At 39.1% G+C, this 23,889-nt stretch carries 22 protein-coding genes, 1 other RNA gene and 1 pseudogene; 16 read left to right on the forward strand and 8 right to left on the reverse strand.

The genetic code is table 11. From position 1 onward, the window contains the following. Positions 1-72: 72 nt before the first annotated feature. From MWU84_RS09690 to MWU84_RS09725, 8 genes and pseudogenes are all read left to right on the forward strand, one after another. Positions 73-1,635: pseudogene (locus MWU84_RS09690) on the forward strand (OstA-like protein); the annotation flags it as partial. A gap of 425 nt (positions 1,636-2,060) precedes the next feature. Continuing rightward, the gene (locus tag MWU84_RS09695; protein ID WP_246901091.1) at positions 2,061-3,242 is read left to right on the forward strand and encodes an aspartate aminotransferase family protein; all 1,182 of its coding nucleotides are present in this window, start codon (positions 2,061-2,063) and stop codon (positions 3,240-3,242) included. 95 nt (positions 3,243-3,337) lie between these two features. Then, positions 3,338-4,738: a tetratricopeptide repeat protein gene (locus MWU84_RS09700; RefSeq protein ID WP_246901095.1), complete on the forward strand. Its 1,401-nt coding sequence runs from the start codon at positions 3,338-3,340 to the stop codon at positions 4,736-4,738. 28 nt (positions 4,739-4,766) lie between these two features. Further along, on the forward strand, positions 4,767-5,684 hold the full coding sequence (locus tag MWU84_RS09705; protein WP_246901098.1) for a DUF368 domain-containing protein: 918 nt from the start codon (positions 4,767-4,769) through the stop codon (positions 5,682-5,684). Positions 5,685-5,698: 14 nt separating this feature from the next. Beyond that, positions 5,699-6,712, forward strand: a complete 1,014-nt coding sequence (locus MWU84_RS09710) for a DUF368 domain-containing protein (protein WP_246901100.1) — start codon at positions 5,699-5,701, stop codon at positions 6,710-6,712. Then, complete coding sequence (locus tag MWU84_RS09715; RefSeq protein WP_246901103.1) at positions 6,690-7,442, forward strand: shikimate dehydrogenase; 753 nt, start codon at positions 6,690-6,692, stop codon at positions 7,440-7,442. The genes MWU84_RS09710 and MWU84_RS09715 overlap by 23 nt, the downstream gene beginning before the upstream one ends. Before the next feature lie 151 nt (positions 7,443-7,593). After that, on the forward strand, positions 7,594-9,792 hold the full coding sequence (locus MWU84_RS09720; RefSeq protein ID WP_246901105.1) for a DUF349 domain-containing protein: 2,199 nt from the start codon (positions 7,594-7,596) through the stop codon (positions 9,790-9,792). A 61-nt stretch (positions 9,793-9,853) separates the two neighbouring features. After that, a complete protein-coding gene (locus MWU84_RS09725; RefSeq protein ID WP_246901108.1) occupies positions 9,854-10,708 on the forward strand; it encodes a hypothetical protein in 855 nt (284 codons plus the stop codon). Positions 10,709-10,837: 129 nt separating this feature from the next. On the opposite strand, the gene rny is transcribed toward MWU84_RS09725, so the two are convergent. From rny to MWU84_RS09745, 4 genes are all read right to left on the reverse strand, one after another. Then, positions 10,838-12,403, reverse strand: coding sequence for a ribonuclease Y (gene rny, locus MWU84_RS09730; protein ID WP_246901110.1), 1,566 nt, complete (start codon positions 12,401-12,403; stop codon positions 10,838-10,840). A gap of 54 nt (positions 12,404-12,457) precedes the next feature. Beyond that, positions 12,458-12,567, reverse strand: a non-coding RNA gene (gene ssrS / locus MWU84_RS09735) — 6S RNA. A gap of 54 nt (positions 12,568-12,621) precedes the next feature. Beyond that, positions 12,622-12,918 carry a cell division protein ZapA gene (locus tag MWU84_RS09740; protein ID WP_246901114.1) on the reverse strand — a complete coding sequence of 99 codons (297 nt, stop codon included), beginning with the start codon at positions 12,916-12,918 and terminating at the stop codon, positions 12,622-12,624. A 14-nt stretch (positions 12,919-12,932) separates the two neighbouring features. Continuing rightward, positions 12,933-13,223: a hypothetical protein gene (locus MWU84_RS09745; protein WP_246901117.1), complete on the reverse strand. Its 291-nt coding sequence runs from the start codon at positions 13,221-13,223 to the stop codon at positions 12,933-12,935. 195 nt (positions 13,224-13,418) lie between these two features. Between MWU84_RS09745 and MWU84_RS09750 the strand changes: the two genes are divergently transcribed. From MWU84_RS09750 to MWU84_RS09760, 3 genes are all read left to right on the forward strand, one after another. Continuing rightward, complete coding sequence (locus tag MWU84_RS09750) at positions 13,419-15,107, forward strand: M23 family metallopeptidase (protein WP_246901119.1); 1,689 nt, start codon at positions 13,419-13,421, stop codon at positions 15,105-15,107. Further along, complete coding sequence (locus tag MWU84_RS09755) at positions 15,061-17,580, forward strand: carboxypeptidase-like regulatory domain-containing protein (protein WP_246901121.1); 2,520 nt, start codon at positions 15,061-15,063, stop codon at positions 17,578-17,580. Before MWU84_RS09750 ends, MWU84_RS09755 begins: the two co-directional genes overlap by 47 nt. 121 nt (positions 17,581-17,701) lie before the next feature. Then, positions 17,702-18,355 (forward strand): hypothetical protein, encoded by a 654-nt coding sequence (locus MWU84_RS09760; protein WP_246901124.1) that lies wholly within the window; start codon positions 17,702-17,704, stop codon positions 18,353-18,355. Here MWU84_RS09760 and MWU84_RS09765 read toward each other — a convergent pair. Further along, entirely contained in the window at positions 18,352-19,500 is a 1,149-nt protein-coding gene (locus MWU84_RS09765) for a cysteine desulfurase family protein (protein WP_246901128.1), read from the reverse strand. The genes MWU84_RS09760 and MWU84_RS09765 overlap by 4 nt on opposite strands. Positions 19,501-19,633: 133 nt before the next feature. Here MWU84_RS09765 and MWU84_RS09770 point away from each other — a divergent pair, with 133 nt between their 5' ends. After that, positions 19,634-20,143, forward strand: coding sequence for a hypothetical protein (locus MWU84_RS09770; protein ID WP_246901130.1), 510 nt, complete (start codon positions 19,634-19,636; stop codon positions 20,141-20,143). Here MWU84_RS09770 and MWU84_RS09775 read toward each other — a convergent pair whose 3' ends face one another. Both MWU84_RS09775 and MWU84_RS09780 read right to left on the reverse strand, forming a co-directional pair. Beyond that, positions 20,144-20,692 carry a Smr/MutS family protein gene (locus MWU84_RS09775; RefSeq protein ID WP_246901132.1) on the reverse strand — a complete coding sequence of 183 codons (549 nt, stop codon included), beginning with the start codon at positions 20,690-20,692 and terminating at the stop codon, positions 20,144-20,146. It lies immediately after the preceding gene. Beyond that, positions 20,692-20,889 (reverse strand): hypothetical protein, encoded by a 198-nt coding sequence (locus MWU84_RS09780; RefSeq protein WP_246901133.1) that lies wholly within the window; start codon positions 20,887-20,889, stop codon positions 20,692-20,694. Before MWU84_RS09780 ends, MWU84_RS09775 begins: the two co-directional genes overlap by 1 nt. Positions 20,890-20,990: 101 nt before the next feature. Here MWU84_RS09780 and MWU84_RS09785 point away from each other — a divergent pair, with 101 nt between their 5' ends. Genes MWU84_RS09785 through MWU84_RS09800 form a run of 4 tightly spaced genes read left to right on the forward strand, consistent with a single transcriptional unit; the run spans position 20,991 to position 22,322 of the window. Then, positions 20,991-21,251, forward strand: coding sequence for a DUF2752 domain-containing protein (locus tag MWU84_RS09785; protein WP_246901173.1), 261 nt, complete (start codon positions 20,991-20,993; stop codon positions 21,249-21,251). Positions 21,252-21,260: 9 nt separating this feature from the next. Continuing rightward, positions 21,261-21,599 carry a CCC motif membrane protein gene (locus MWU84_RS09790; protein ID WP_246901135.1) on the forward strand — a complete coding sequence of 113 codons (339 nt, stop codon included), beginning with the start codon at positions 21,261-21,263 and terminating at the stop codon, positions 21,597-21,599. A gap of 35 nt (positions 21,600-21,634) precedes the next feature. Continuing rightward, complete coding sequence (locus tag MWU84_RS09795) at positions 21,635-21,919, forward strand: CD225/dispanin family protein (protein ID WP_246901136.1); 285 nt, start codon at positions 21,635-21,637, stop codon at positions 21,917-21,919. Continuing rightward, positions 21,909-22,322 (forward strand): DUF2752 domain-containing protein, encoded by a 414-nt coding sequence (locus tag MWU84_RS09800; protein WP_246901137.1) that lies wholly within the window; start codon positions 21,909-21,911, stop codon positions 22,320-22,322. Before MWU84_RS09795 ends, MWU84_RS09800 begins: the two co-directional genes overlap by 11 nt. A gap of 190 nt (positions 22,323-22,512) precedes the next feature. Here MWU84_RS09800 and rocD read toward each other — a convergent pair whose 3' ends face one another. Continuing rightward, entirely contained in the window at positions 22,513-23,793 is a 1,281-nt protein-coding gene (gene rocD, locus MWU84_RS09805) for an ornithine--oxo-acid transaminase (protein ID WP_246901139.1), read from the reverse strand. Positions 23,794-23,889: the final 96 nt, after the last annotated feature.

Raw genomic sequence — 23,889 nt, forward strand, 5'->3', positions numbered from 1 at the left:
CTCAAAATATACTATTTTTGACCAAAATTTAAAACTTTGCTTAAGTCCGTATTTTTATTATTAACCGTATTCATTTGTTGGAGTGGTTGTGCACAACAGCCCCAGGCAGAGGTTAAACAAATAAACATTGTTTATGGAGCCAACTTTACCAAAGATGAAAAACAATATCCTGGGGCTGCCATCTTTAGCAAGGATGACCGACAGGTACAATTTGAACACGAAGGAGCGGATTTATGGTGTGATATTGCCATCTATTACCAAAAAGAAAATAGGCTCAAGGCCATAGGGAACATTAAACTTCAACAGGGTGATTCCGTACAATTGACCAGCGGCAAAATTGATTATGATGGCAATTTAAACCTTGCCAAGGCTTGGGAAAATGTGGTTTTGAACCATACCAGCATGACCCTCACCACGGATACCTTGCGGTTTGACCGGGAAAAACAAGAGGCTTTTTATGAACACAACGGAACCGTAGTAGATTCCTCCAACACCCTTACCAGTAAAATAGGACGCTACTTTACACAACTTAAAAAATCCCAGTTCTTGCAAAGTGTTAACCTTGTAAACCCCGAATTTAAACTGGTTTCCAAACAATTGGATTACTATACGGAGTCTAAAAATGCCTATTTGTACGGTCCGTCCACCATCACTGGGGAAGCCTATAAAATGTACTGCGAACGTGGGTTTTACGATACTAAAATTGAAAACGGATACGGAATAAAGAACACCCGTATTGACTATAATAACCGCATTATTACCGGGGACAGCCTATATTTCGACAAAAAGACCGAATTTGCCTCCGCAACGAATAATATTACCATAAGGGATACCGTAAACAACGGACTGATCAGGGCTCATTACGCGGAAGTATATAAGGCCAAGGATTCCGTTTTTGCCACCAAAAGGGCCGTATCTATTAATCTAGTGGAGCAGGATTCATTATATATGCACGGTGACACCCTGATGATTACAGGAAAACCGGAACAACGTATCCTTAGGGCTTTCAGAAATGCAAAATTCTACAAGACCGATTTGAGTGGCAAATGCGATTCCATCCATTTTAACCAAAAGACCGGTATTACGGAATTAATTACCGAACCCATTATTTGGAACGGCGAAAACCAAATGACCGGAGACAGTATCCATTTACTATCCAATTTGGAAACCGAAAAACTGGACTCCCTAAAAGTTATCAATAATGCCTTTATAATTTCTATAGATACCATTAGCAAGGTTGGCTATAATCAGGCCAAGGGCATGAATCTTTTTGGAAAATTCATAGACAACAAACTTAACATCATCGATCTGGTAAAAAATACGGAAGTCATTTATTATATGTACAATGACAATCAGGAACTCATAGGAATAGATAAAACCATATGTAGTGCCATAAGAATGACCCTGGCCAATAACGAGATTGAGGATATTACTTTTATCACCAATCCAGATGGGGATATTTTCCCGGAGAAGGAACTCCCGGAGAATAGCAGGCTACTAAAGGGTTTTATTTGGCGTGGGGATGAACGTATTCTTACTAAGGACGACATATTTGATGAGGACGACAACAATATTAAACTAGTTACCATTCGAGGCGTGGAAAATCCAATTGATTTGGACGTGGAGCCGGAGGAAGCCATAGAGGATCAAAAAAAGCGTGATTCCATAAATTCTACCAAATTACTGCCGACCATTCCCGCGAAGAAAAAATCGGAAATCGACAAAAAGGATCAACAACAAGAAGATCCTACGCCCAGCGTTACAGCATCAAAAACAAAAGAACGTTACGAAGAAGGTGACAAAGAGGACGGTTTGGACCCCGGCTATTATTTAATTGCAAACGTATTTGAAGTGAAGGAGAATTATGAAAATTTCATAGAAAGCCTTACAAAAAAAGGTTTGGAGCCTAAATATTTCTTCCGTAATTTCAACCAATACCACTACGTCTATTTAGAACGATTTAATACTTGGGAAGAAGCTCTCCAATCGCGAGACAGTAATTTCAACGGCAATTACTTGGATGAAACCTGGATTTTTAGGGTCCTTGACAATTAGAGCAAATGAAAGAGGATTATTTTAAATACCAGGCCCAAACTTCGGCCCACCCTTTGGCTTTGGAAATTTCACATGCGAAAGGAAGTTATATCTTCGACACTGACGGAAAGGCCCATCTCGATTTTGTTGCCGGAGTTTCCGCTTGTAGCTTGGGGCATTGCCACCCAAGAGTGGTAGCTGCCATTCAGGAGCAAGCGCAAAAGTATATGCACGTTATGGTCTATGGCGAGTACATCCAAGAACCGGCTGTTGCCTATACCAAGCTCCTGGCAAGTCTTCTCCCTGCTCCCTTAGAAACCACTTATTTGGTAAATTCAGGAACAGAGGCTATTGAGGGCGCTTTAAAATTAGCTAGACGCTTTACGGGAAGAAGCCAAATTATTGCAGCTCGGCATGCATACCACGGTAATACTATGGGAAGTCTAAGCATAATGGGCTTTGAGGAGCGGAAAAGCGCCTTTAGACCCCTTATACCAGACGTTGGTTTTATTCGCTTTAATTCAGAGGAGGATTTACTGTCAATAACCGATAAAACGGCTGCTGTTGTTTTGGAAACCATCCAGGGAGGTGCTGGTTTTATATTACCGGAGAACGGGTATTTAAAAAAGGTCCGTGAAAGGTGCACGGCTGTGGGTGCCATGTTAATTTTGGACGAGATCCAACCTGGATTTGGACGAACGGGAAAATTATTTGCTTTTGAACATTTTGATTGTATTCCGGATATTTTGGTAATCGGAAAGGGCATGGCCGGTGGAATGCCGGTAGGGGCATTTGTGGCTTCCAACCAAATGATGCAAGCACTTATAGAAAATCCAAAACTTGGCCATATTACCACCTTTGGAGGCAATCCTGTAATTGCAGCGGCCTGTCTGGCCACTTTGCAGGAAATAACAGAAAGCAGCCTTATCCAAGAATCCTTGGAAAAGGAAACTCTTTTTAGAAAACATTTGCAGCACCCATTGATAAAAGAAATTAGAGGTAAAGGACTGATGTTGGCTTTAATGATGGAAAAACCTGAAGTAGCCAATGAAGTAATCCTTAAATGTGCGGAGAAAGGACTTATATTATTCTGGCTGCTTTTTGAACCAAATGCAATTCGCATATCACCGCCATTGACCATTAGCAATCAGGAAATTAGCCATGGCTGTGCTCAAATTTTAGAGGTATTAAATGACCTTAAACAATAAATTGTTAACTAATTTGTTAATATAATAGACCAAATCTGTCGGAATTAAGAGCCTCAAAAGACTACTTTAGTTCCAATGAATAACTAGAAGTTCCTATGGCATTAGAACCAAACGAGAGACCAGGGCAACCAATTGCTAAGTTTGAATCCATGCTCAAGACAGATGATGTCTATTTCTTTGACGCGGAAGATTTTCAAGATATTATTCACCACTACCTCAATAATGGTAAAATTGCATTGGCCAAAAAAGCCATTAAAATCGGCCTGCAACAGCATCCGGACAGTGTAGAACTCAAATTGTTATCCATAGAAGTACTTGTTTTTGAAAATAATCTGGAACTAGCAGAGAAAATGTTGGATGAGCTACAGGTTATAGATAGCAATAATGAGGAAATATATATTCAAAGAGCCAATATTTATTCCAAGAAGGATAATCACGAAGCAGCCGTATCTCTTTTGACCCATGCATTAAATTTAACTGATGACAGTTTTGACATCCATTCCTTGCTTGGAATGGAATATTTGTTCATGGATAATTTTGAGGATGCCAAACAGAATTTCATGATGTGCGTATCCTTCGATGAAGAGGATTACTCATCCCTGTACAATGTTATTTACTGTTTTGAATTTCTTGAGGATTTTGACGGTGCCATCGTGTACCTTAATGATTATCTGGAACGAAATCCTTATTGCGAAGTAGCGTGGCACCAATTGGGCAAAATGTATTTCACAAAGAAGATGTACAAGGAAGCCATAACGGCTTTTGACTTTGCCATTATTTCTGATGACACTTTTATCGGTGCTTATTTTGAGAAAGGCAAAGTATTGGAAAAATTGGGCAAGTACAACGAAGCCATTGAAAATTATGAGACCACAATTGCCATTGAGGATCCAACTTCACATGCCTATTTAAGGATTGGAAGATGCCATGAAAAATTGAAAAATGATGAATTGGCAAAATCCTATTATTACAGAACTGTTCACGAAGATCCTTTGTTGGATAAGGGCTGGTTGGCAATAACCGATTACTACATTAGACAGAATGATCATAAAAAAGCGCTGTATTACATCAATAAAGCTATAAATATTGATGGGGAAAATTCCAAGTACTGGAAAAAATGTGGAAAGATACATGCGGCCTTAAAAAATAACGACGAGGCCTACTATGCGTATCAGATGGCTGTAGACCTTGGCAATTACGAATTTGACACATGGTTTCATTGGGCAGATGTAGCGGTACAAAACCTGGACGTTCATGCCGCCATAGAAATATTGCTTCAAGGCCATGAATTTTACCCTCAGCGATGTGAAATGCAATATAAGATGGCTGGATTCTATCTGCTTATCAGTGATTTTCCCAGAGCCCAATATAGGTTGATCAACGCCCTGAAAATAGACCTCGACCAACTACACTTATTTGAGGACGAGTTTCCCCAATTCTTCAAGACGGATTGGGCCCAAAACTTAATTGAAGATGTAAAAAAAGCTTCCAGATAAATAAACTATTTTTGTTTTTTTATCATTTATGGAAAATCGCAATCTTTTACAATACATTTTTATATCATTAAAGGGAATGGCTATGGGTGCCGCGGACGTTGTGCCTGGTGTATCAGGAGGGACCATTGCTTTTATATCCGGTATTTACGAAGAACTCATCACCAGTATTAACAACGTAAACATATCTCTTTTAAACACTTTAAGAAAGGAAGGTTTTTGGGCTTTTTGGACCAAACTTAATGGTAATTTTCTACTTGCCCTTCTTTTAGGTATCGCTATTAGCGTCCTCTCCCTGGCCAAACTTATTAGTTGGTTAATGGAGAACGAACCCATTCCCCTATGGTCCTTTTTCTTTGGTCTGGTAGTAGCAAGTATAATATTGGTGGGCAAGGAAATAAAAAATTGGAATTTGGCCGCAATATTAATATTGATCCTGGGTGCTTCCATTGCTTTTTACGTTACACAGTTGCCCCCTTCCGAAAATTCGGCCTCCCTCCCCTATTTGTTCTTTTCAGGGGCGTTGGCCATATGCGCTATGATTCTACCTGGTATATCCGGAGCTTTCATCCTTGTACTCTTAGGTTCCTACAAAACCGTACTGGATGCAGTTCACGAACGCGATCTTAAGATTGTAATCACTGTAGGACTAGGAGCCATTTTTGGACTATTGAGTTTTGCAAAACTTCTAAAATGGATGTTCACCAATTATAAAAATCTAACCTTGGCATTGCTTACCGGATTTATCTTGGGTTCCTTGAATAAAATTTGGCCCTGGAAAGAAGTCCTGGAGACCAAAATGTTCGGGGACAAAATAATTACGATTAAAGATAGGAACATATCACCCTTTTCTTTTGACGGAGACTCCCAATTAATAAGTGCAATTATTCTCTCATTACTTGGTTTTTCCCTTATTTTTATACTGGAAAAATTGGCCGCTAAAAAATAAACGCCCAACCCCAAATGAGAAACCCCAGAACATTCACGGATAAATTTTTCCTTGTCATCAAGGGCTTATTTATGGGTGCAGCTAATAAAGTTCCTGGCGTATCCGGAGGTATTGTCGCTTTTGTAGGGGGATTTTATGAAGAGTTCATTTATTCGCTTCAAAAAATAAACGGAAAAGCCTTTAAACTCCTGATCAGTGGAAGGTTAAAAAGTTTCTACCGCTATACCAACGGTCAGTTTTTAACACTCCTTATTTTTGGTATGTTGGTGAGTTATTTCAGTGTATCCAAAATTTTGGATTATTTTTTGGAACGAAATGAGCTCTTTGTGTGGTCAGCTTTTTTTGGAATGATATTGGGCTCCATTTACTTCATAGGAAAGGACTTTGGACATTGGGGAAAAAAGACCATCCCGGCAGGAATAATCGGTTTAATCATTGGTATTTCCATTAGCTTCCTTAATCCTGCTACACAAAACGACAATTTAATCTTCATATTCTTTTGTGGCATTATCAGTGTCTCGGGCATGACCTTGCCCGGACTTTCTGGATCGTTTATATTGATCCTTTTGGGTAATTATGTGCTGCTTTTGGTAGACTCCGTAAACGCACTTTATGATACCTTCTCTGAAATCATAAGGGGCGACTACAGTTTTATCAGCAATCCAACACGGCTGGACACCTTGAAAATTTTGGCGGTTTTCACCACGGGATCTGCCGCAGGACTCGTAACCCTTTCCCACCTTTTGTCCTACGTACTAAAACATTTCAGACATTTAACCACAGCGGTAATAATAGGTTTTATAACAGGCTCGTTAGGAGTGGTATGGCCATGGAAACGGACATTATTTAAAACGGACGTCAATGGTAATTTACTCTTGGACACGAACAACAACCCGATAATCAAGAATTATGAAAGGTATCTGCCACATTTGGGATCTTCTGAGACTTGGTGGGCCATTTTTTTTATATTTTTCGGGATATTAATTTTATTAGGATTAGACTGGTATGGAAAAAACAGAAAGAGATAAAATTAGATTTGGTTTAATCGGAAAAAATATTTCCTATTCGTTTTCAAGGGGTTATTTTACCAAAAAGTTTTCTGAAATGGGGTTGAAAAGGCATTCATACGAAAATTTTGACATGGAGCGTATTGATATGTTCAAGGATCTATTGGAACCAAACGGCAACATAAAAGGTTTTAACGTTACCATTCCGTACAAAGAACAGATTATGCCCTTTTTGTCCAAAATAGACCCGGAAGCCCAGGCCATTGGCGCTGTAAATACCATTAAGATCAATGGGAATAAGACCGAAGGTTTTAACACGGACGCCTATGGTTTTCAAAAATCCATAGAACCCTATCTTAAGGAGCACCATAAAAAGGCCCTCATCCTTGGCACCGGTGGGGCCTCCAAGGCTGTGGCTTTTGTACTTAATAAATTGGGTATATCCCATAAATTTGTTTCAAGAAATCCCAAGGACAACCAGCTCAATTACACAGATCTCAACCAAGAAGTATTGTTGCAGCATACGGTAATCATCAATTGCACTCCCCTTGGCACCTACCCCAACATTCAAGACAAACCCGACATTCCCTACAACTTTATCACCAGCCATCATTTGCTTTTCGACCTTATTTACAATCCGGAAAAAACTGCTTTTTTATTGGCTGGTGAGCAGCATGGCGGTAAAATAAGTAATGGTTCCAAAATGCTTCAATTTCAGGCCGAAAAATCCTGGGAGATATGGAATTCATAGCATATTAAGCGTCTAGGTTACCTAAAACCAAAAAAACACCTAAATCCCCTACCCAAAAAACCTTAAAAAGAAGTTTCATTACCTTTGATATATCTACGGATGTAATTTTATTTCCGTACATTACATTTAGAAAGCTATAAACATTCATAAAATGTTAGAAGATAAAGAAGATAAACTACAGAATAACGTAGATACAAAGGAAACCTCGGAAAACACCGAACCAATAAATAATTCGGATGCCGGGAATGCATCAAAATCCAATCCCGCCCCTGAGACCAATGAAACGGATTCTGGAAATAGTACAGAGGATTTGGCTATAGAACAAAGTTCATCTTCTGAATCCGAAACTAATGACGAAGGTCAGGCCCAAGAAACTTCGACCCAAACGGTCAAGGAAAAAGTAGAATCCATTGAAGAAAACGATACTGCCAAAGGTACGGTTGAAGATGCTACTACCAGCGAAAAGTCCGACGAGCGAACTGAGAAAAAAGAGGAAGATGTTCAGGAGGAAATAGATGAATCCAACGCAGAGGATGCGGAGGATTCCGACAACCTCCAGAGACACCATATCCCTATGCCGGATTACCACGCTATGTCCATGGAAAATTTGGTTGGTGAACTTCAACGATTGGTAAGGAATGAAAAGGTACAAGCCATTAAAAAGCATGTTGATGGAATCAAATATGAATTCGATCAGAAATTTCAGGAGTTTATAGATGAAAAGAAGGAGGACTTTGTTAATAGTGGTGGAAACGAAATAGATTTTCGATACAATTCTGTTACCAAAAGACAATTCAACGAGGTCTATTCAGATTACCGGGAAAAAAGAAATAGTTATTATAAAAACCTGGAGCAGGGCCTTAAATCCAATCTTACCCAAAGACTGGAAATAATCAACGAACTTAAGGCATTGGTGAACGTTGAAGAAGATATAAACACAACTTATAAAAATTTTAAAGATCTTCAGGAGCGCTGGAAAAATGCGGGCCCTATTCCACGTGCCAATTACAACGATGTTTGGCGAACATACCACCACCATATTGAAATATTTTATGACTTCCTTCATTTAAACAGGGAGCTGAGGGATCTGGACTTTAAGCACAACTACGAGGAGAAACTAAAGATTGTAGAGCGGGCCGAAGAGTTGGTCCAAATAGAGGATTTAAACAAGGCTTTTCAAGAACTACAGACCCTGCATAAAATCTGGAAGGAAGATATAGGCCCCGTTGGCAAAGAACACAGGGAAGAGATATGGGAACGTTTTAGCAATGCCACCAAATTACTGCACCAAAGAAGACAGGAGTATTACAAAGACCTAGAGAAGGTCTACGAACAAAACCTGGAAAAGAAAAACGAAATCATCCAGTCCATAAGCTCAATAGCCACCCATATAGCCTCAAGTCACAAGGAGTTACAACAACAAATAAGGGAAGTTGAAAAATTACGTGATTCTTTCTTTAAGGCGGGGAAAGTGCCCCAGAAAGTTAATGAGAAGACCTGGGCAAGTTTTAAGGATGCGGTACGTGAGTTTAATAGGAACAAGAACAACTACTACAAAAATCTAAAGAAGGACCAACAGGCTAATCTAGATAAAAAAAGGGCTTTGTTAGAGGTTGCGGTTTCCTTGAAGGATAGTGAAGAATGGGATACTACCACCCAGGAAATGAAAAGAATTCAGAACGAATGGAAGAAAATCGGGCATGTCCCCAGAAAATACTCCGACAAAATTTGGAAGGAGTTCAAATCTGCATGCAATCACTACTTTGACCGTTTACACGCACTAAAAAATGAAGCCCACAAGGAAGAGATCGAGAATTTAGACCGGAAAAATGCATGTCTGGAAAATTTAAAGAGTTTCGAACTAAGCGGTGATAAGAATAAGGATCTGGCTACTATCAAAGAGTTTATTTCAGAATGGAAAGAGGCCGGTAGGGTTCCTTTCAATAAAAAAAGTATAAATGCCAAGTTCAACAAAATTCTCGATGCACTTTTCAAGAAATTGAATGTCAACAGACAAGAGGCGGAATTGCTGAAATACGGAAATAAAATACAGCAGCTAGCCAATAATGACAACGACTACGCAATATCCAATGAACGTACTTTTATCAGAAGAAAAATAGATGAAAGTAAAAGTGAAATTAGGCAATTGGAAAACAATCTTCAATTCTTTTCCAATGCTTCCGAGGACAACCCCTTGGTCAAGGAGGTAGTTAAAAACATAAACAACCACAAGGAATCGTTGGCAACATGGAAAGCCAAACTTAAAAAGCTTAACATCCTGGAAAACAATTTGATTAAAGAGGCCGAAGAAGCGGAAAATGAGGAAGATTCCTCCGAGGAAGAAGAATAGACCCCTTCAACCCAAAAGAATTTTAAAATAGAAGCATATTAGTAAAAATAAGGTTAGCGCAATGATGGCTTTATGGTTTGTTATTTCGCTAACAAGCTGTGGGACGCCTAGAATAATTGTAAAAGAAACAGCTAAGGCCATTTCCAACCCCTTACCGTTGCCCAATGTAGTATTTGTTATCACCAAAGAGGATCCAAACCTCAGCGATTCGCTATTGATCGGTACAATAGCCACCAAACATAATACTTTCACGGGAGATTGCAATCTTCGACAGGTTAAACAGGCATCAGAAAAAGAGGCGAAAGAAATTGGTGGTAATTTACTGTTCATCACAAAGCATAAGCTTCCTAACAAGCTATTAAACCCTTGCCATAGAATAAGGGGGAATATCTATTCCGTGCCCAATCCTGAAGCCTTTGAAAAAGAAATTCTTTGGAATTCTGTTAGAAAACTCAAAGTGTCAGACTTCAAGGGATCAACAGAGAACAGGCCTTTTGTTGCGGCCACCAACGCCTATTTTGGCTATAGCACTAGAATAGATTCTGAAGAAAACATGGTCATTATAGAGGTTAACACCTATTTCGATTGCCATTCATCTTATTTCAAAAATGGGCACAACCACGCCCTGATATTAAATCACGAACAAATCCATTTTGACATTACCGAAATATACGCCAGGAAATTTATTCAAAGGTTGCACTATGAGATAAAAAATTTCAATGACCTTGTAAAGAAAGCGGAGCTGATAGGCGATGAAGTCAACCAAGAACTCCAATTAAAACAGGATGCATATGATGCTGCAGTATATAGCAATCTATCAAAACAATCCTATTGGGATAAATGGACAGAAACGGCCTTGAAAGAACTGGTTATGTATAAAACAAAAACTATTAGCAGACCATATAAGGGAGATTAATAGAATTATCTTAAAACCTACAAAGGCTGTTCACAAATAATCAAATCCCTGGTGGGTATTTCATAAAATAAGCCTCCCCAAAAAAGAACTATAGTTCTTTTTTGGGGAGGCTTATAAAAATTATATCTTTTACTTAGCTACGTTTACCGCTCTAGTTTCTCTAATAACGGTAACTTTCACCTGCCCAGGATAAGTCATATCCGTTTGGATTTTTTGGGAAATTTCAAAAGAAAGTTCAGCAGCCTTGTCATCGCTTACTTTTTCACTTTCCACAATAACCCTTAATTCCCTTCCTGCCTGAATGGCGTAAGCTTTTTGTACCCCACCAAATCCGAAGGCGATATCTTCCAAATCCTTTAGACGCTGAATATAGGAATCCAACACCTGTCTTCTGGCTCCTGGTCTTGCTCCACTAATGGCATCGCACACCTGCACTATGGGTGCAATAAGCGTTTTCATTTCTATCTCGTCATGGTGGGCACCAATGGCATTACACACATCCGGTTTCTCACCAAATTTTTCAGCCCATTGCATCCCAAGAATAGCATGTGGAGTTTCTACCTCGGCCTCAGTATTTGGTACCTTTCCAATATCATGTAATAAACCGGCACGCTTGGCCAATTTTGGGTTTATCCCCAACTCGGCAGCCATAACTCCACATAATTTGGCAACTTCCCTAGAGTGTTGCAATAGGTTCTGGCCGTATGAAGAACGATATTTCATTCTACCCACTGCCTTGATCAATTCTGGATGTAGACCGTGTATACCTAGATCGATTACAGTGCGTTTACCTATTTCAACTATTTCCTCCTCTATCTGTTTTTCTGTCTTTTTAACAATTTCCTCAATTCTCGCGGGATGTATCCTACCATCGGTCACCAACTTGTGCAGCGACAAACGGGCCACTTCCCTACGTACAGAATCGAAACAGGAAAGAATAATTGCCTCCGGAGTATCATCTACAATTATTTCAACCCCTGTAGCTGCCTCCAATGCCCTAATATTTCTTCCTTCACGGCCTATAATCCTTCCCTTTACATCATCGGATTCCAAATTAAAGACAGAAACACAATTTTCCACCGCTTCTTCGGTACCAATACGCTGAATGGTATTGATAATGATTTTCTTGGCTTCTTGCTGTGCCGTAAGCTTAGCTTCTTCTACTGTGGCCTGTATATAGGTCATAGCATCGGATTTTGCCGTATCCTTTAAGGATTCCAACAATTGAGATTTTGCTTCCTCGGCAGATAATCCGGAAATAACCTCCAACTGTTGTACCTGACTTTTATGCAATTTTTCCAGCTCGGATTGTTTCTTTTCCAAAAATTCACTCTTATAATCTACCTCCTTTAGCTTACTCTCTAGTTGCTCTCCTAATTTCTTTCCTTTTGCAAGTTCGCTACTAACCTGTGATTCCTTATCCCTTGTCCGCTTTTCTGCTTCTGAAATTTTCTTATCCTTATGTATGATAACCTTCTCGTGCTCTGCTTTGAGCTCTAAAAACTTTTCCTTGGCCTGAAATATTTTATCCTTCTTAATATTCTCTCCTTCAATATTGGCTTCCTTAACGATATTGGCCGCCTCTTTTTTTGCGCTGGCAATGGTTTTTGAAGCCTTGCCCTTTTCCATAAATTTTGCAATGGCAAAACCAATTCCCAATCCAACCAATCCTATTATTATTGCTATACTATCCATATTTTTTTTGAAAATTATTTATAAAAAAAGCCCACATTGATGGAAGATTTGTACAAACCCCGATAAACAGGTTTAGGGCTACCAGACTGCTCAAGGATCCTTATACAAGTAAGGCTTGCTTTTACAATCTAAACTCACCCTTTTCAAACAAATTAGTGTTGAGTTTGTCAAAAATTAATTACCAATGTGGGCAGTAACTATATTTATTTTAAAGAACGTTATTTCATCCCTAACTTGGAACTGACCAACATATTCAGTGCTTTTAGTCGCTCTGCAGCTTCTTTCACACCTTCTGACTGGTCTATCCCTTTTTGCTCAATTTTAGAGGCAAACTGAAGTGCGCACATGGCCAGCACATCTTGCTTATCCCTAACGGCATAGTTTTGCTCAAATTTCTTTGCCAGCTGTTCTATATTCTTTGCTGCCTTTCTAAGCCCCTCCTCCTGCAATGGATCAATCGTTAAGGGATATACCCTATCTGCTATAGAAAGCTTAATTTTGAGCTTCTCTGCCATATTGTTTATTTACACTATTCCGAAAGTTGGGCAATGCAATGGTCCAACTCTCTTATCAATGTGTTTATTTTAAGCTTAGCTTCGGTCTTATTTGTATCACTGCCCAGCATAGAACTCGCTAATTTTAGTGAATTGTATTTTTCCTGCCATTCAATCACCGAAGCTCTTGTGGCCTCATGATCGTTTTTTACAGTAACCAATTCTTCTTCCAATTTTATGTTGGTATGGTGCAAAAGCTCCAGCTTATGCAACAACTTACTTATTTTATTTTCTAAAGAATCAACAATATCTACCAATTCACTCATTTGCAAATATCAATGCATTTTACACAAAGTTAACACACCTCTTTATACTTAGCAATTCTTTTTTCATTTATTCTCAAAGTAAAATTTCCTACCTCAAGTTAAGAAAAATAATTGAGCCTTTTTATATATTTTATAACACAGACTTTTTTTTGATTTAGGACGGTATTAATTACATTCGTACCAATTATTACTTATATGAAAGGCTTTTTCTTAGGATTTTCTCTAATTACCTCAATATTTTATGGACAAGCTCCGTATCCAAAGGATTTTTTCCGTCCCCCCTTGGATATTCCAATAGTTTTATCAGGAACATTTGGGGAACTGCGCTCCAATCATTTTCATGCGGGAATCGATATAAAAACGCAACAGCGACAAGGATTGCAGGTCTATGCCATAGGCGAAGGTACTGTTGCCAGGATAAAAGTTTCGGAATGGGGCTATGGAAAAGGACTGTATATTGCCCACCCCAATGGTTATACATCGGTCTATGGCCACCTTCAAAAATTTTCACCCGAAATAGAAGCATACGTAAAGAAAATTCAATACCAAAAAAAGTCATTTGAAGTAGAAATTTTTCCGAAATTTTCAGAACTCAAGGTTCAGAAAGGAGATCTTATTGCCTATACGGGAAATACTGGTGGGTCTGCTGGACCCCACCTGCATTTCGAAATTAGGAACAGTGCGTCCGAAATGCCTACAAACCCGCTTCTTTATGGAATAGAAGTGAGGGATGCCACAGACCCTACCTTGTTGGGTGTTTACGCCTATCCTCTTTCGGATAACTCCCAGGTAAATCAGAGTCAGGAAAAAATAAAACTAAGATACCACAGACAGAGTGATGGCAGCTATCTTGCCGACAAGGTAACCGCTCTAGGTACCATTGGGTTTGGAGTAAATACATTTGACCGCCAGGATCTTGCCGCCAATCAAAACGGAGTTTATTCGGTGAAGCAAATAGTGAATGGAAAATTATATACCGATTACGATTTTGAAACATTTTCATTTACAGAAAGTAGATATATAAACACTTTGATAGATTACGACCACTATAGCACCCATAGGGAAAGGGTTCAAAAGTGCTTTAAGGACGAAAGCAATCTCTTGGGTATTTACAGAACCATATACAATGATGGAAAAATAGAGGTGAGCGAAGGTTTATCCTATAATGTCGAAATTCTTATTAATGATCTTGCCGGCAACCTTACCAAATTGATTATTCCGGTGGAAGGAAAAAATGAAGAAATTAAAATTCCAAAAACGGAAGAGAAATCTGATCACTATATTATTGCAAAAAAACCCAACAATTTTGATTTGGGCGGGGCAAAAGTATACTTCCCGGCAAATACCTTTTATGACAATTTTTATATCGATTTAAAAAATGGACAGGACACCATTACCATTCACAACAGTAAGGTACCCGCACATCGAAACTTTACAATAACCTTTGATGTTTCAAAATATTCGGAGGAGGAACGGAAACAGCTATTTATTGGAAGACTGGACAACAATAGATCCGCAAATTACGCCTCTACCTATAAACGGGGTACTACTTTTACCACAAGAACCAGGAATCTGGGAACCTACACCTTGGCGAAAGACACCGTTGCACCAAAGATTAGACCGAAAAATTTTAAAAACAAACAGTGGCTTACCAACTACAGTTATTTAAGCTTAAAGATAACGGATGACCTAAGTGGAATTGACTCTTATGACGCAACCCTTAACGGTGAATGGATACTTTTGGAATATGAGCCTAAGACCAATACCATTACCTATAATTTTGATGATCTTATATTGGATAAAAAACAATGTGATTTGAAAGTCGTTGTTACCGATAATGTTGGTAATAGCAGTACTTTCACGAGTACTTTTTACAGAAAATGAAACATTGAGACTTCTTAAACTATTTTTTCTTGTCGTTATAGCATCTTCGGCAACCAATCTAAAGGCACAAACAGCGACCATAACCGGTGTGGTTTTTGACGAAAACCATACCCCTTTGCCAAACGTTAATATTACATCCAACAACAAAGGAGCTTTTTCCGATGTGAACGGGTTTTATATATTGGAAATAATAGCAGACCAGGAAACAACCATAACTTTTACCCATCTAGGGAACGAAAAGCTAATAATCCAAGATTTAATTCTGAATACCAATGAGAATTATGAATTTAACCCAATTCTGAAAAATGAAGCAATACTTATCGCCGAGGTTGTCGTAACCCCTTCAGGCAATAGGTACGCTGAGGGGATCACCACTATTTCAGCCGATGTTGTTCGCAATATTCCGGGAGCGAATGCTGGCGTGGAAAATATACTGAAGCTTCTACCTGGTGTTTCCTCCAACAATGAGCTCAGTACCCAGTATATGGTACGAGGGGGCAATTTTGATGAAAATTTGGTGTATGTCAATGACATAGAAATCTACAGGCCCTTTCTAATTCGCTCCGGGCAACAGGAAGGCTTGAGTTTTATAAATAGTGATATGGTGGGAAATCTACAATTTTCCGCAGGGGGCTTTCAAGCCAAATATGGCGATAAGCTTTCTTCCGTTTTGGATATCAGCTATAAAACACCGGTTTCTTTTGGACTTAAAATTAGCGCCACCCGCCTAGGGACTGCGACTACTCTGGAAAGCGTATCAAAAAACAAGAAATTATCCTCCTTGACAAGCATCAGGTCCAGGGACAACCGCCTCCTTGTCAATAGCCAGAATACCAATGGCAACTACGACCCTTCATTTTTTGATATTCAACAATATACCACCTATATATTTTCCAATAAATTCCGGATAAGCTATCTGGGAAATATTTCAATCAATAACTACAGAAACCAACCATTTACCAGACAGACCAATTTTGGAACGCTTAACGATATTAAAACCTTGACGGTCTACTATTCCGGAAGTGAAAAAAACCAATATCAGACCTACCTAAATGCCCTGAAAGCGGAATACCAGTTAAACGACAATACCAGCCTGAAATTTATTTCCTCCCTTTATTTTAATAGGGAGCAAGAATATTCCGATGTAATATCACAATACCGGCTTAGCGAAATAAACACAAATCTTGAGGAAAGTGATTTAGGGGAGCCTAGCCCAATAAATGGATTGGCCACGCAATACAATCGTGCCCGAAATGACCTGGATGCAAAAATCTTCAATTTGGAGCATAAAGGAGTCCATACCATGGATGGCAAAGCCATTTCATGGGGACTAAAATACGAGCACACCGATATTAGAGACCAAATTAGGGAGTCGGAATTCATAGACTCATTAGGATATATGGTCCGACCTCCAAACTCTGGTCTTGATCGCAACGAACCGGAAATACCCTTTGAGGCGCCGCTGGTGCCCTACGAGGGTATAATTGCCAGAAATTCGGTAAGCACCAATAAACTTTCCGGATTTGTGCAATATAGCCATCGCACTCTATGGAACGAACATAGCATTTACTATAACATTGGGGCCAGGGCTGGCCATTGGATCGTGAACGGTAAAAACCTTAAAAGCAGCTCGCATACTATATTTAGTCCCAGGGCCCAATTTTCCATTAAACCCAATTGGGCAAAAGATATGTTGTTCAGACTTTCCGGGGGGGTATACCAACAGCCCCCATTATATAGGGAATTAAGAGATAACAATGGCATCGTCCACCCTGAAGTGGAGGCCCAAAAATCATATCATATTGTATTTGGAAACCAGTACAGTTTTAAATTGTGGCAAAGGCCTTTTACATTGATCGGTGAGGCCTACTGGAAAAAAATGACCCATGTTAATCCTTATACCTTAGAGGATGTCCGTATACGATATGCAGCCCAGAACAATGCAAAAGCTTACGCATATGGGGCAGAATTTAGGTTAAACGGTGCCTTTGTTCCAGGCACGGAGTCATGGTTTAGTTTAGGCTACCTTAAAACCGGGGAAAACATTGATGAACGAGGATATATTTCCAGACCAACAGATCAGCGCTTAAAGGTCGGTATTCTCTTTCAGGACTACATGCCAGAGGTCCCGGACGTTAAAATGTACTTAAACCTTGTTTACAATACAGGATTGCCCGGAGGTTCTCCCAGCTATACCGACCCTTATCTTTATCAAAATAGATTAAGGGCATATAAACGTGCAGATTTAGGAATTTCCTATATTTTTGTGGGAGCTAATAAATCCAATGACAAAAATTCGTTTTTGCGGCTTTTTAAGGATTTAAACGTAGGCTTTGAAATATTTAATTTATTTAACAACCAAAATTCCATAACCAACACATGGGTAAGGGATTTGGTAAATCAACAACAATTTGCCGTACCCAATTTTATGACCGGTCGAATTTTAAATATAAAGATAGAAATGCGGTTTTAAATCTGGAAATAAGGTTTAATAACAAAATTGATAAGCACAATGGGGCAACAACCTTAATAAGGCCCATGTTGAAGGACCAACCTAGTTAAACGAGTTGTACAAAAAGAACAAATATCTATAGATGAAAAATATTCTTGTAACTATATTTACCTTTATTTGCTTAGGGTTATCCGCTCAAAAAAACATTTATGAGAGTGATAAGTTTGATGAATTAAGCAATAATCATAATAATTTGGCCATTATCCCATTCTTGACCAACTTGGAATTGAAGGATGAAATATCCAGTGTAGAATTAAAAGATTTGGAAAAGAAGGAGGGATATGCCGTACAGGACGCCTTAGAAACCTATTTTTCCCAAAGAAAAAGGAAAAAGAAATTTTCTGTCGAGTTCCAGAATATCAAGAACACCAATGCCATCCTAATACAAAATGGTATTTCGTATGATAATATTGATATTTACAGTGTAAAGGAACTAGCAGAAATTCTAGAGGTCGATGGCATCATAAGTGGCACTTTAGACTTAAACGTACTTTTGTCCAAAGGTGTCCCCACAGAATTTAGCCTTCTAGATTACATTAACGGCGATGCCAATTATGGCCGAATAGGAGTAAAAATAAGTGACGGTATAACTGGCAAATTGCTGTGGAAATACGAAAAGCAAATCAACAAGAAATCGGGAAAAAACACTACTGACCTCATCGATCTGATGATGAAACTGGCTTCCAGAAAATTTCCATACGACAGGGAACGTCCAAGAGATCGAAAAAAGAACTAGTTTGCACCGAATTCCCTTAAGACCTCAATAACGTAATCCAATTCCTCTTTGGTATTATATTTTGAGAACGAAAATCGTAAAGAAGGTTTTTCCATGTCTTCAGGGGAAAGGATTTCCGCAAGAACATGGGAACCAATATCGCTACCGGACTGACATGCGCTGCCCTTGGAACACGCAATCCCCTTTAAATCCAAATGAAACAATAACATCAGTGCCTTTTCGGGATCAAAAGGGAGGCGCACATTGACAAGGGTGTAGGTACTGCGCTCCATGTCCCCGGAAAGACCATTAAAAGCTACATCGGGAATTGCTTTGGATATTTTTTCTATAAAATATCTTTTTAACACAGTTACATAATTTCTTTCCTCCTCCAAGTGATCATATGCTGCTTTAAAAGCCTCTTCCAATCCTACAATATTATGATACGGTTCAGTTCCCGCCCTAAAGCCGCGTTCCTGTGATCCGCCTAAAATCAATGGCTTTAAACCAGTATTTCTTTTTATATAAGCAAATCCGACCCCCTTGGGGCCATGAAATTTATGGGCCGCAGCAGTTAAAAAATGGGCATTGGTTTTTTGTACATCCCATGGAAAATGTCCAATGGACTGTACCGTATCTGAATGAAACAAGGTGTCATTCTCCATGCAAAGTTTACCCACTGCCGTTATATCTATGATATTCCCTATTTCATTGTTTACATGCATCAAGCTCACTAATTTTTTACTTCCATCCCTCTTCAACAGCGACTCCAAATGGGCAAGATCCGGATTGCCATCGCTATCCAATTCAACGAACAACAGCTCAATGCCATATTCCTCGGCCAGCGCCTGGGCTGTATGTAATACTGCATGATGTTCAATTTTGGAAGTAATTAAGGTTCTGACCCTTAGATCCCTTACACTGCACCTAAGAATCATATTGTCTGCTTCGGTACCTCCCGAAGTGAAGATTATCTCAGCCGGATGGGCATTTAAGTATTTGGCGATGGTTTTTCTCGCCTTCTCGATAGCTGTTTTTGCGGTCCTTCCAAAGCCATGGGAAGAAGACGGATTGCCATAGCAATCTGCCAAGGCATCTTGCATTTTTGAGATGACTTCCGGTCTGACCTGAGTGGTTGCGGCACTATCCAAATAAACCTTTTTCATTAAAAACTGTTCAAATTAAAAGCTTTCCCAACTCCAGGAAAGTTCGTCAAAATTACTTGAAATAAAGTTAATTTCCTGCAAATTGCCCATAAACCTCTAGGTTTATATCTTATATTTCAATTAAATTTGAGGCATGAAAAATCTCTTGACTTTCCTCTTGTGTTTGGCCCTGTATTCATGTGATGATGGGGATCTGCAAATTGAAACTATAAATTTTGACGATAGCGACATTCAATATTGTGGCAGTACAGTTACTACCGGCACCACTTTATTTTTTAAAATGGTGGACAGTGAAGCTTTAATTCTCACCTTGGCCAGTGGGACCCTTAAGAACGAAGCATCGGACGGGGAGGTGGCGTATCCCATTTCCGGCAGCACTATCATCACCTATCGTATTTTTTCGGAGAATGTTACCACAAACTATTTTTGTGATGTAATTCCTGTGACGGAGCCTACTGTTATCGAAGAAATTGAGGCAGAAGGTGGTTCTGTATTAATAACCACTACAGAAATAGTTGATGGTGAAAATACTTCTTATGAACACACCATAAGGTTAAGTGAGATTACCCTGATCAACAATTCCAATGGCCAGCGAATCACCGACCTAAGTATTAACGATTTTGGGACAGTGACCACCAATTAATTATGGGGTATTCTGAAAAAAATATACTTCCGTTGCCCCCATACCGTATTTCTGGTAGTCAGCATCATAAAACTTTGCATTTTCGTACCGTTTAAAAAGAAAATACAGTTCTTCCTTTAATATACCCTCCCCTACACCGTGAATGAATACAACCTTTTGTATCTTTTTACGTAAAGCAAAATCCAGTTGGCGTTTCGCCGTATCCAGTTGAAGGTTCAACATTTCAAAATTGGTCATTCCTTTTGTGGAGGGTGTTAACTTATCTATATGCAGGTCAACTTCCATTTGTGGGGCATATCGTTCCTTGGACCTTAATTTCTTACTATGCCTTTTTTTTGGTATTTCTTTCTCAGCCTTTACTTTGGCCACCTCAAAATTGGACACTTTAATGGCATTGGAGCCGGCTATTTTCAATAATTCGGCCTCCGTATATTGCAGCAAGAACCCGTCCTTGCTTTCCACGGTAATTTGCCCACCATTTATTTTAACCACAACCCCTTGAACAATATCATCAATGGCCTCAACCTGATCCCCAACCTTAAAATCCATTAGTTATTTTCTTTGTCTTTCTCTTCTTCATTATATTGGCCTATACTCCACAACTGTGTAGTCTTGTGCAAACCAAGCATTAAAAGGACAATTCCAATGCTCAACGCATATTCCTCTTGCATAATATGGTCTCCCAACCCAGCAATTCCCGCTCCTAGTAGGATCAGTACCAAATAAAAAGTGCGTTTTGTTTTCATTGCCCAAAAATAATGGTAATTTTCGGTAAAGAATTATATTAGCACTTTAAATAATCCTGATGGCAATTCTGTTGGAACTCGAAAACTATATGCTGCCTTGCATGAACAAGCAGCTTTTCGGTATTGAGTGCCCTGGATGTGGCTTTCAACGGTCTATTTCCTTTTTGTTGGAAGGCAATTTTATTGATGCCCTAAAGATATATCCAGCCATATATACTCTTATTTTTCTAGTAGGTTTTATTGGTGCCTCCCTAGTATTCAATATTAAGAATTCCTTCAAAATAAAAATCTACCTTCTATACTTAAACGCCGGAATCATCATTGTAAGTTATGTTTACAAAATGGTTCATCTAATACATTAAAACACAATTATGGAACAACAAAAACTACCTAACGCAACACTAATTTTAGTTTTCGGGATTATTTCAATCGTAACTTGCTGCTGCTATGGGGTTATTGGATTGATATTTGGTATAATAGGCCTAATTCTAGCTAACAAGGCCACCAGTCTATACGCTTTAAACCCGAGTATATATGAAGGATACAACAATGTTAAGTTAGGCAAGACTTTATCGATTATAGGCATTGTCCTAAATATACTGGTATTTATCTTCTTCATTTGGATCATCTCCATTATTGGTTGGGATGCCTTACAGAACGAAGAACTGATGAGGGAAAGAATGGAAGATTATTTCCAAAACCTTCAATAAGCTTAAATACGACCAAACAATTTTATAACAATTTTATGGAAAATAATCAAACCAGACCAAAACCCAACAACTATTTGGTTTTGGCCATCCTAAGTACTGTATTTTGTTGCCTGATCCCTGGTATAGTCAGTATCGTAAATGCAGCCAAGGTAAATGAGGCTTATGCCCTTGGCAATTATGAACAGGCCGAAAGAGCATCCAAAAATGCCAAAACATGGGCTATTGTTGGTATTGCCATCGCCGGCTTATTTTGGCTAATATATATAGCATTCTTCGGCTTGGCCCTTTTTGGAGGATTAATGAGCGCAGGTGATTTCTAGCAGAAAGAACATAATCGGAGTTATCCTATTGGGAATTGTATTCTTTGGAATACTGCTCCTTTATTTTTTTTACAATCCCAGTAAATCCCATTTATTTCCAAAATGTCCATTTTTAACGGCCACAGGCTATTACTGCACGGGATGTGGAAGCCAGAGGGCCTTACATGATCTACTACATTTTGATATCAAAGGCGTTGCCCGTCATAATTTGCTCTTTCTTCCAGCCTTTTTATTGATTGCCTATCATTGGATCCGAAATTATGCCCCACTAAGGAACAGAACAACTTTGCCCGATCTTATTTATCATCCCAAAACTCCGATAGTGCTATTTGTAATAATCGCCTTGTTTACAATTCTAAGGAATATAAGGATGTATCCTTTTATCCTTTTGGCTCCAGGATAAAAATAGCCCGTTATATATACAATAACGGACTATTCATTTTAATTATTAGTCAAATACCTAAGTGCAAACAAAGGCAGGCCCTCAAGGCTTCGGAAGGAAAGTACCAATAACATTTCTACGCCCGCCTGAACGAATCGGGAAGGCCGGCCTAAACGGAACAGGCAGGTTTTGATCTCGATTATCGAGTACATTATTTTTCAAACTTCTTAAGTGTTTTTATAATAATCCCCACACACTCCAAAAGTTGTTCCTTTTTCATCACCAGAGGAGGAGCAAATCTTATAATATTTCCGTGTGTAGGTTTGGCCAGGAGACCGTTATCCCTTAAAGCCAAACAAATATCCCAAGCTGTGGTACTATCTTCGGTATCATTTATCAAAATAGCATTTAACAAGCCCTTGCCCCTAACGGCATTGACAATATTACAACTAGGAATAAACTTATTGAGTTCTTCCCTAAAGAGTTCGCCAAGTTGAAAGGCATTTTCTGCCAGCCCCTCTTCCTTTACAACTTCCAAGGCTGCAATGCCTACAGCAGCAGCCACCGGATTACCGCCAAAAGTACTGCCATGGCTACCGGGTCGGATAACTTCCATAATTTCATCATTGGCCAGAACCCCGGAAATAGGATAAACCCCTCCTGAAAGAGCCTTTCCCAAAATTAATACATCCGGTTTCACCTCGGGTGTACCACTGCAATGCCTGTCAGGACAACTACAATTACCACAGGTAGCTAATAATTTTCCAGTACGTGCGATTCCTGTCTGCACCTCATCGGCTATAAAAAGTACGTTATGCTTTTTGCACAATTCCTTTGCCCCGTACAGATATCCTTCCGTTGGCACATATACCCCGGCCTCCCCTTGTATGGGCTCTACCAAGAATCCAGCTATATTTGTATTACTCTCCAGAACCTCTTCCAAGGCCTTTAGGTTGTCGTACTCAATTTTAAGGAAGCCTTCTGTGTAGGGTCCATAGTTTTTACGGGCAACCAGATCATTTGAAAAAGAGATAATAGTGGTTGTACGACCATGAAAATTATTTTCACAGACTACAATTTCTGCTTGGTTTTCAGGAATACCTTTTTTTTCATAAGCCCATTTTCTACAAATTTTAAGTGCCGTTTCAACGGCCTCCGCACCAGTATTCATGGGTAGTAACTTGTCATACCCAAATGTATCGGCCGCCAACCTCTCAAACTTGCCGAGCATGTCATTGTAAAAGGCTCTGGATGTAAGAGTGAGCGTTTGAGCTTGACCAATCAAGGCGTTGATAATTTTAGGGTGACAATGGCCTTGATTTACTGCCGAATAGGCCGATAAAAAATCGTAATATTTCTTTCCTTCAACATCCCAAACAAAAACTCCTTCCCCCCTACTTATAACTACGGGCAATGGATGATAGTTGTGTGCTCCGAATTTTTCCTCCAATGCAATTGCATCCTTAGAAGTTAATTTTTCTAAAACCGACATGATATGATAATTTAAAATAAAACTTTAGCAATTCCTTCTTGGGGAGAGAAATCATCCATTTATTGTAGTAGGGGCAATTTACGAATTGTAATTTGC

This window comes from Arenibacter sp. F20364, assembly GCF_023015905.1.
Taxonomy (GTDB): Bacteria; Bacteroidota; Bacteroidia; order Flavobacteriales; family Flavobacteriaceae; genus Arenibacter.

Bases quoted from the DNA above. Each gene is read 5' to 3' on its own strand.
- MWU84_RS09695 (WP_246901091.1), top strand. From the start codon at position 2,061: ATGAAAGAGGATTATTTTAAATACCAGGCCCAAACTTCGGCCCACCCT.
- MWU84_RS09700 (WP_246901095.1), top strand. From the start codon at position 3,338: ATGGCATTAGAACCAAACGAGAGACCAGGGCAACCAATTGCTAAGTTT.
- MWU84_RS09705 (WP_246901098.1), top strand. From the start codon at position 4,767: ATGGAAAATCGCAATCTTTTACAATACATTTTTATATCATTAAAGGGA.
- MWU84_RS09710 (WP_246901100.1), top strand. From the start codon at position 5,699: ATGAGAAACCCCAGAACATTCACGGATAAATTTTTCCTTGTCATCAAG.
- MWU84_RS09715 (WP_246901103.1), top strand. From the start codon at position 6,690: ATGGAAAAAACAGAAAGAGATAAAATTAGATTTGGTTTAATCGGAAAA.
- MWU84_RS09720 (WP_246901105.1), top strand. From the start codon at position 7,594: ATGTTAGAAGATAAAGAAGATAAACTACAGAATAACGTAGATACAAAG.
- MWU84_RS09725 (WP_246901108.1), top strand. From the start codon at position 9,854: ATGATGGCTTTATGGTTTGTTATTTCGCTAACAAGCTGTGGGACGCCT.
- rny (WP_246901110.1), bottom strand. From the start codon at position 12,403: ATGGATAGTATAGCAATAATAATAGGATTGGTTGGATTGGGAATTGGT.
- MWU84_RS09740 (WP_246901114.1), bottom strand. From the start codon at position 12,918: ATGGCAGAGAAGCTCAAAATTAAGCTTTCTATAGCAGATAGGGTATAT.
- MWU84_RS09745 (WP_246901117.1), bottom strand. From the start codon at position 13,223: ATGAGTGAATTGGTAGATATTGTTGATTCTTTAGAAAATAAAATAAGT.
- MWU84_RS09750 (WP_246901119.1), top strand. From the start codon at position 13,419: ATGAAAGGCTTTTTCTTAGGATTTTCTCTAATTACCTCAATATTTTAT.
- MWU84_RS09755 (WP_246901121.1), top strand. From the start codon at position 15,061: ATGTTGGTAATAGCAGTACTTTCACGAGTACTTTTTACAGAAAATGAA.
- MWU84_RS09760 (WP_246901124.1), top strand. From the start codon at position 17,702: ATGAAAAATATTCTTGTAACTATATTTACCTTTATTTGCTTAGGGTTA.
- MWU84_RS09765 (WP_246901128.1), bottom strand. From the start codon at position 19,500: ATGAAAAAGGTTTATTTGGATAGTGCCGCAACCACTCAGGTCAGACCG.
- MWU84_RS09770 (WP_246901130.1), top strand. From the start codon at position 19,634: ATGAAAAATCTCTTGACTTTCCTCTTGTGTTTGGCCCTGTATTCATGT.
- MWU84_RS09775 (WP_246901132.1), bottom strand. From the start codon at position 20,692: ATGGATTTTAAGGTTGGGGATCAGGTTGAGGCCATTGATGATATTGTT.
- MWU84_RS09780 (WP_246901133.1), bottom strand. From the start codon at position 20,889: ATGAAAACAAAACGCACTTTTTATTTGGTACTGATCCTACTAGGAGCG.
- MWU84_RS09785 (WP_246901173.1), top strand. From the start codon at position 20,991: ATGAACAAGCAGCTTTTCGGTATTGAGTGCCCTGGATGTGGCTTTCAA.
- MWU84_RS09790 (WP_246901135.1), top strand. From the start codon at position 21,261: ATGGAACAACAAAAACTACCTAACGCAACACTAATTTTAGTTTTCGGG.
- MWU84_RS09795 (WP_246901136.1), top strand. From the start codon at position 21,635: ATGGAAAATAATCAAACCAGACCAAAACCCAACAACTATTTGGTTTTG.
- rocD (WP_246901139.1), bottom strand. From the start codon at position 23,793: ATGTCGGTTTTAGAAAAATTAACTTCTAAGGATGCAATTGCATTGGAG.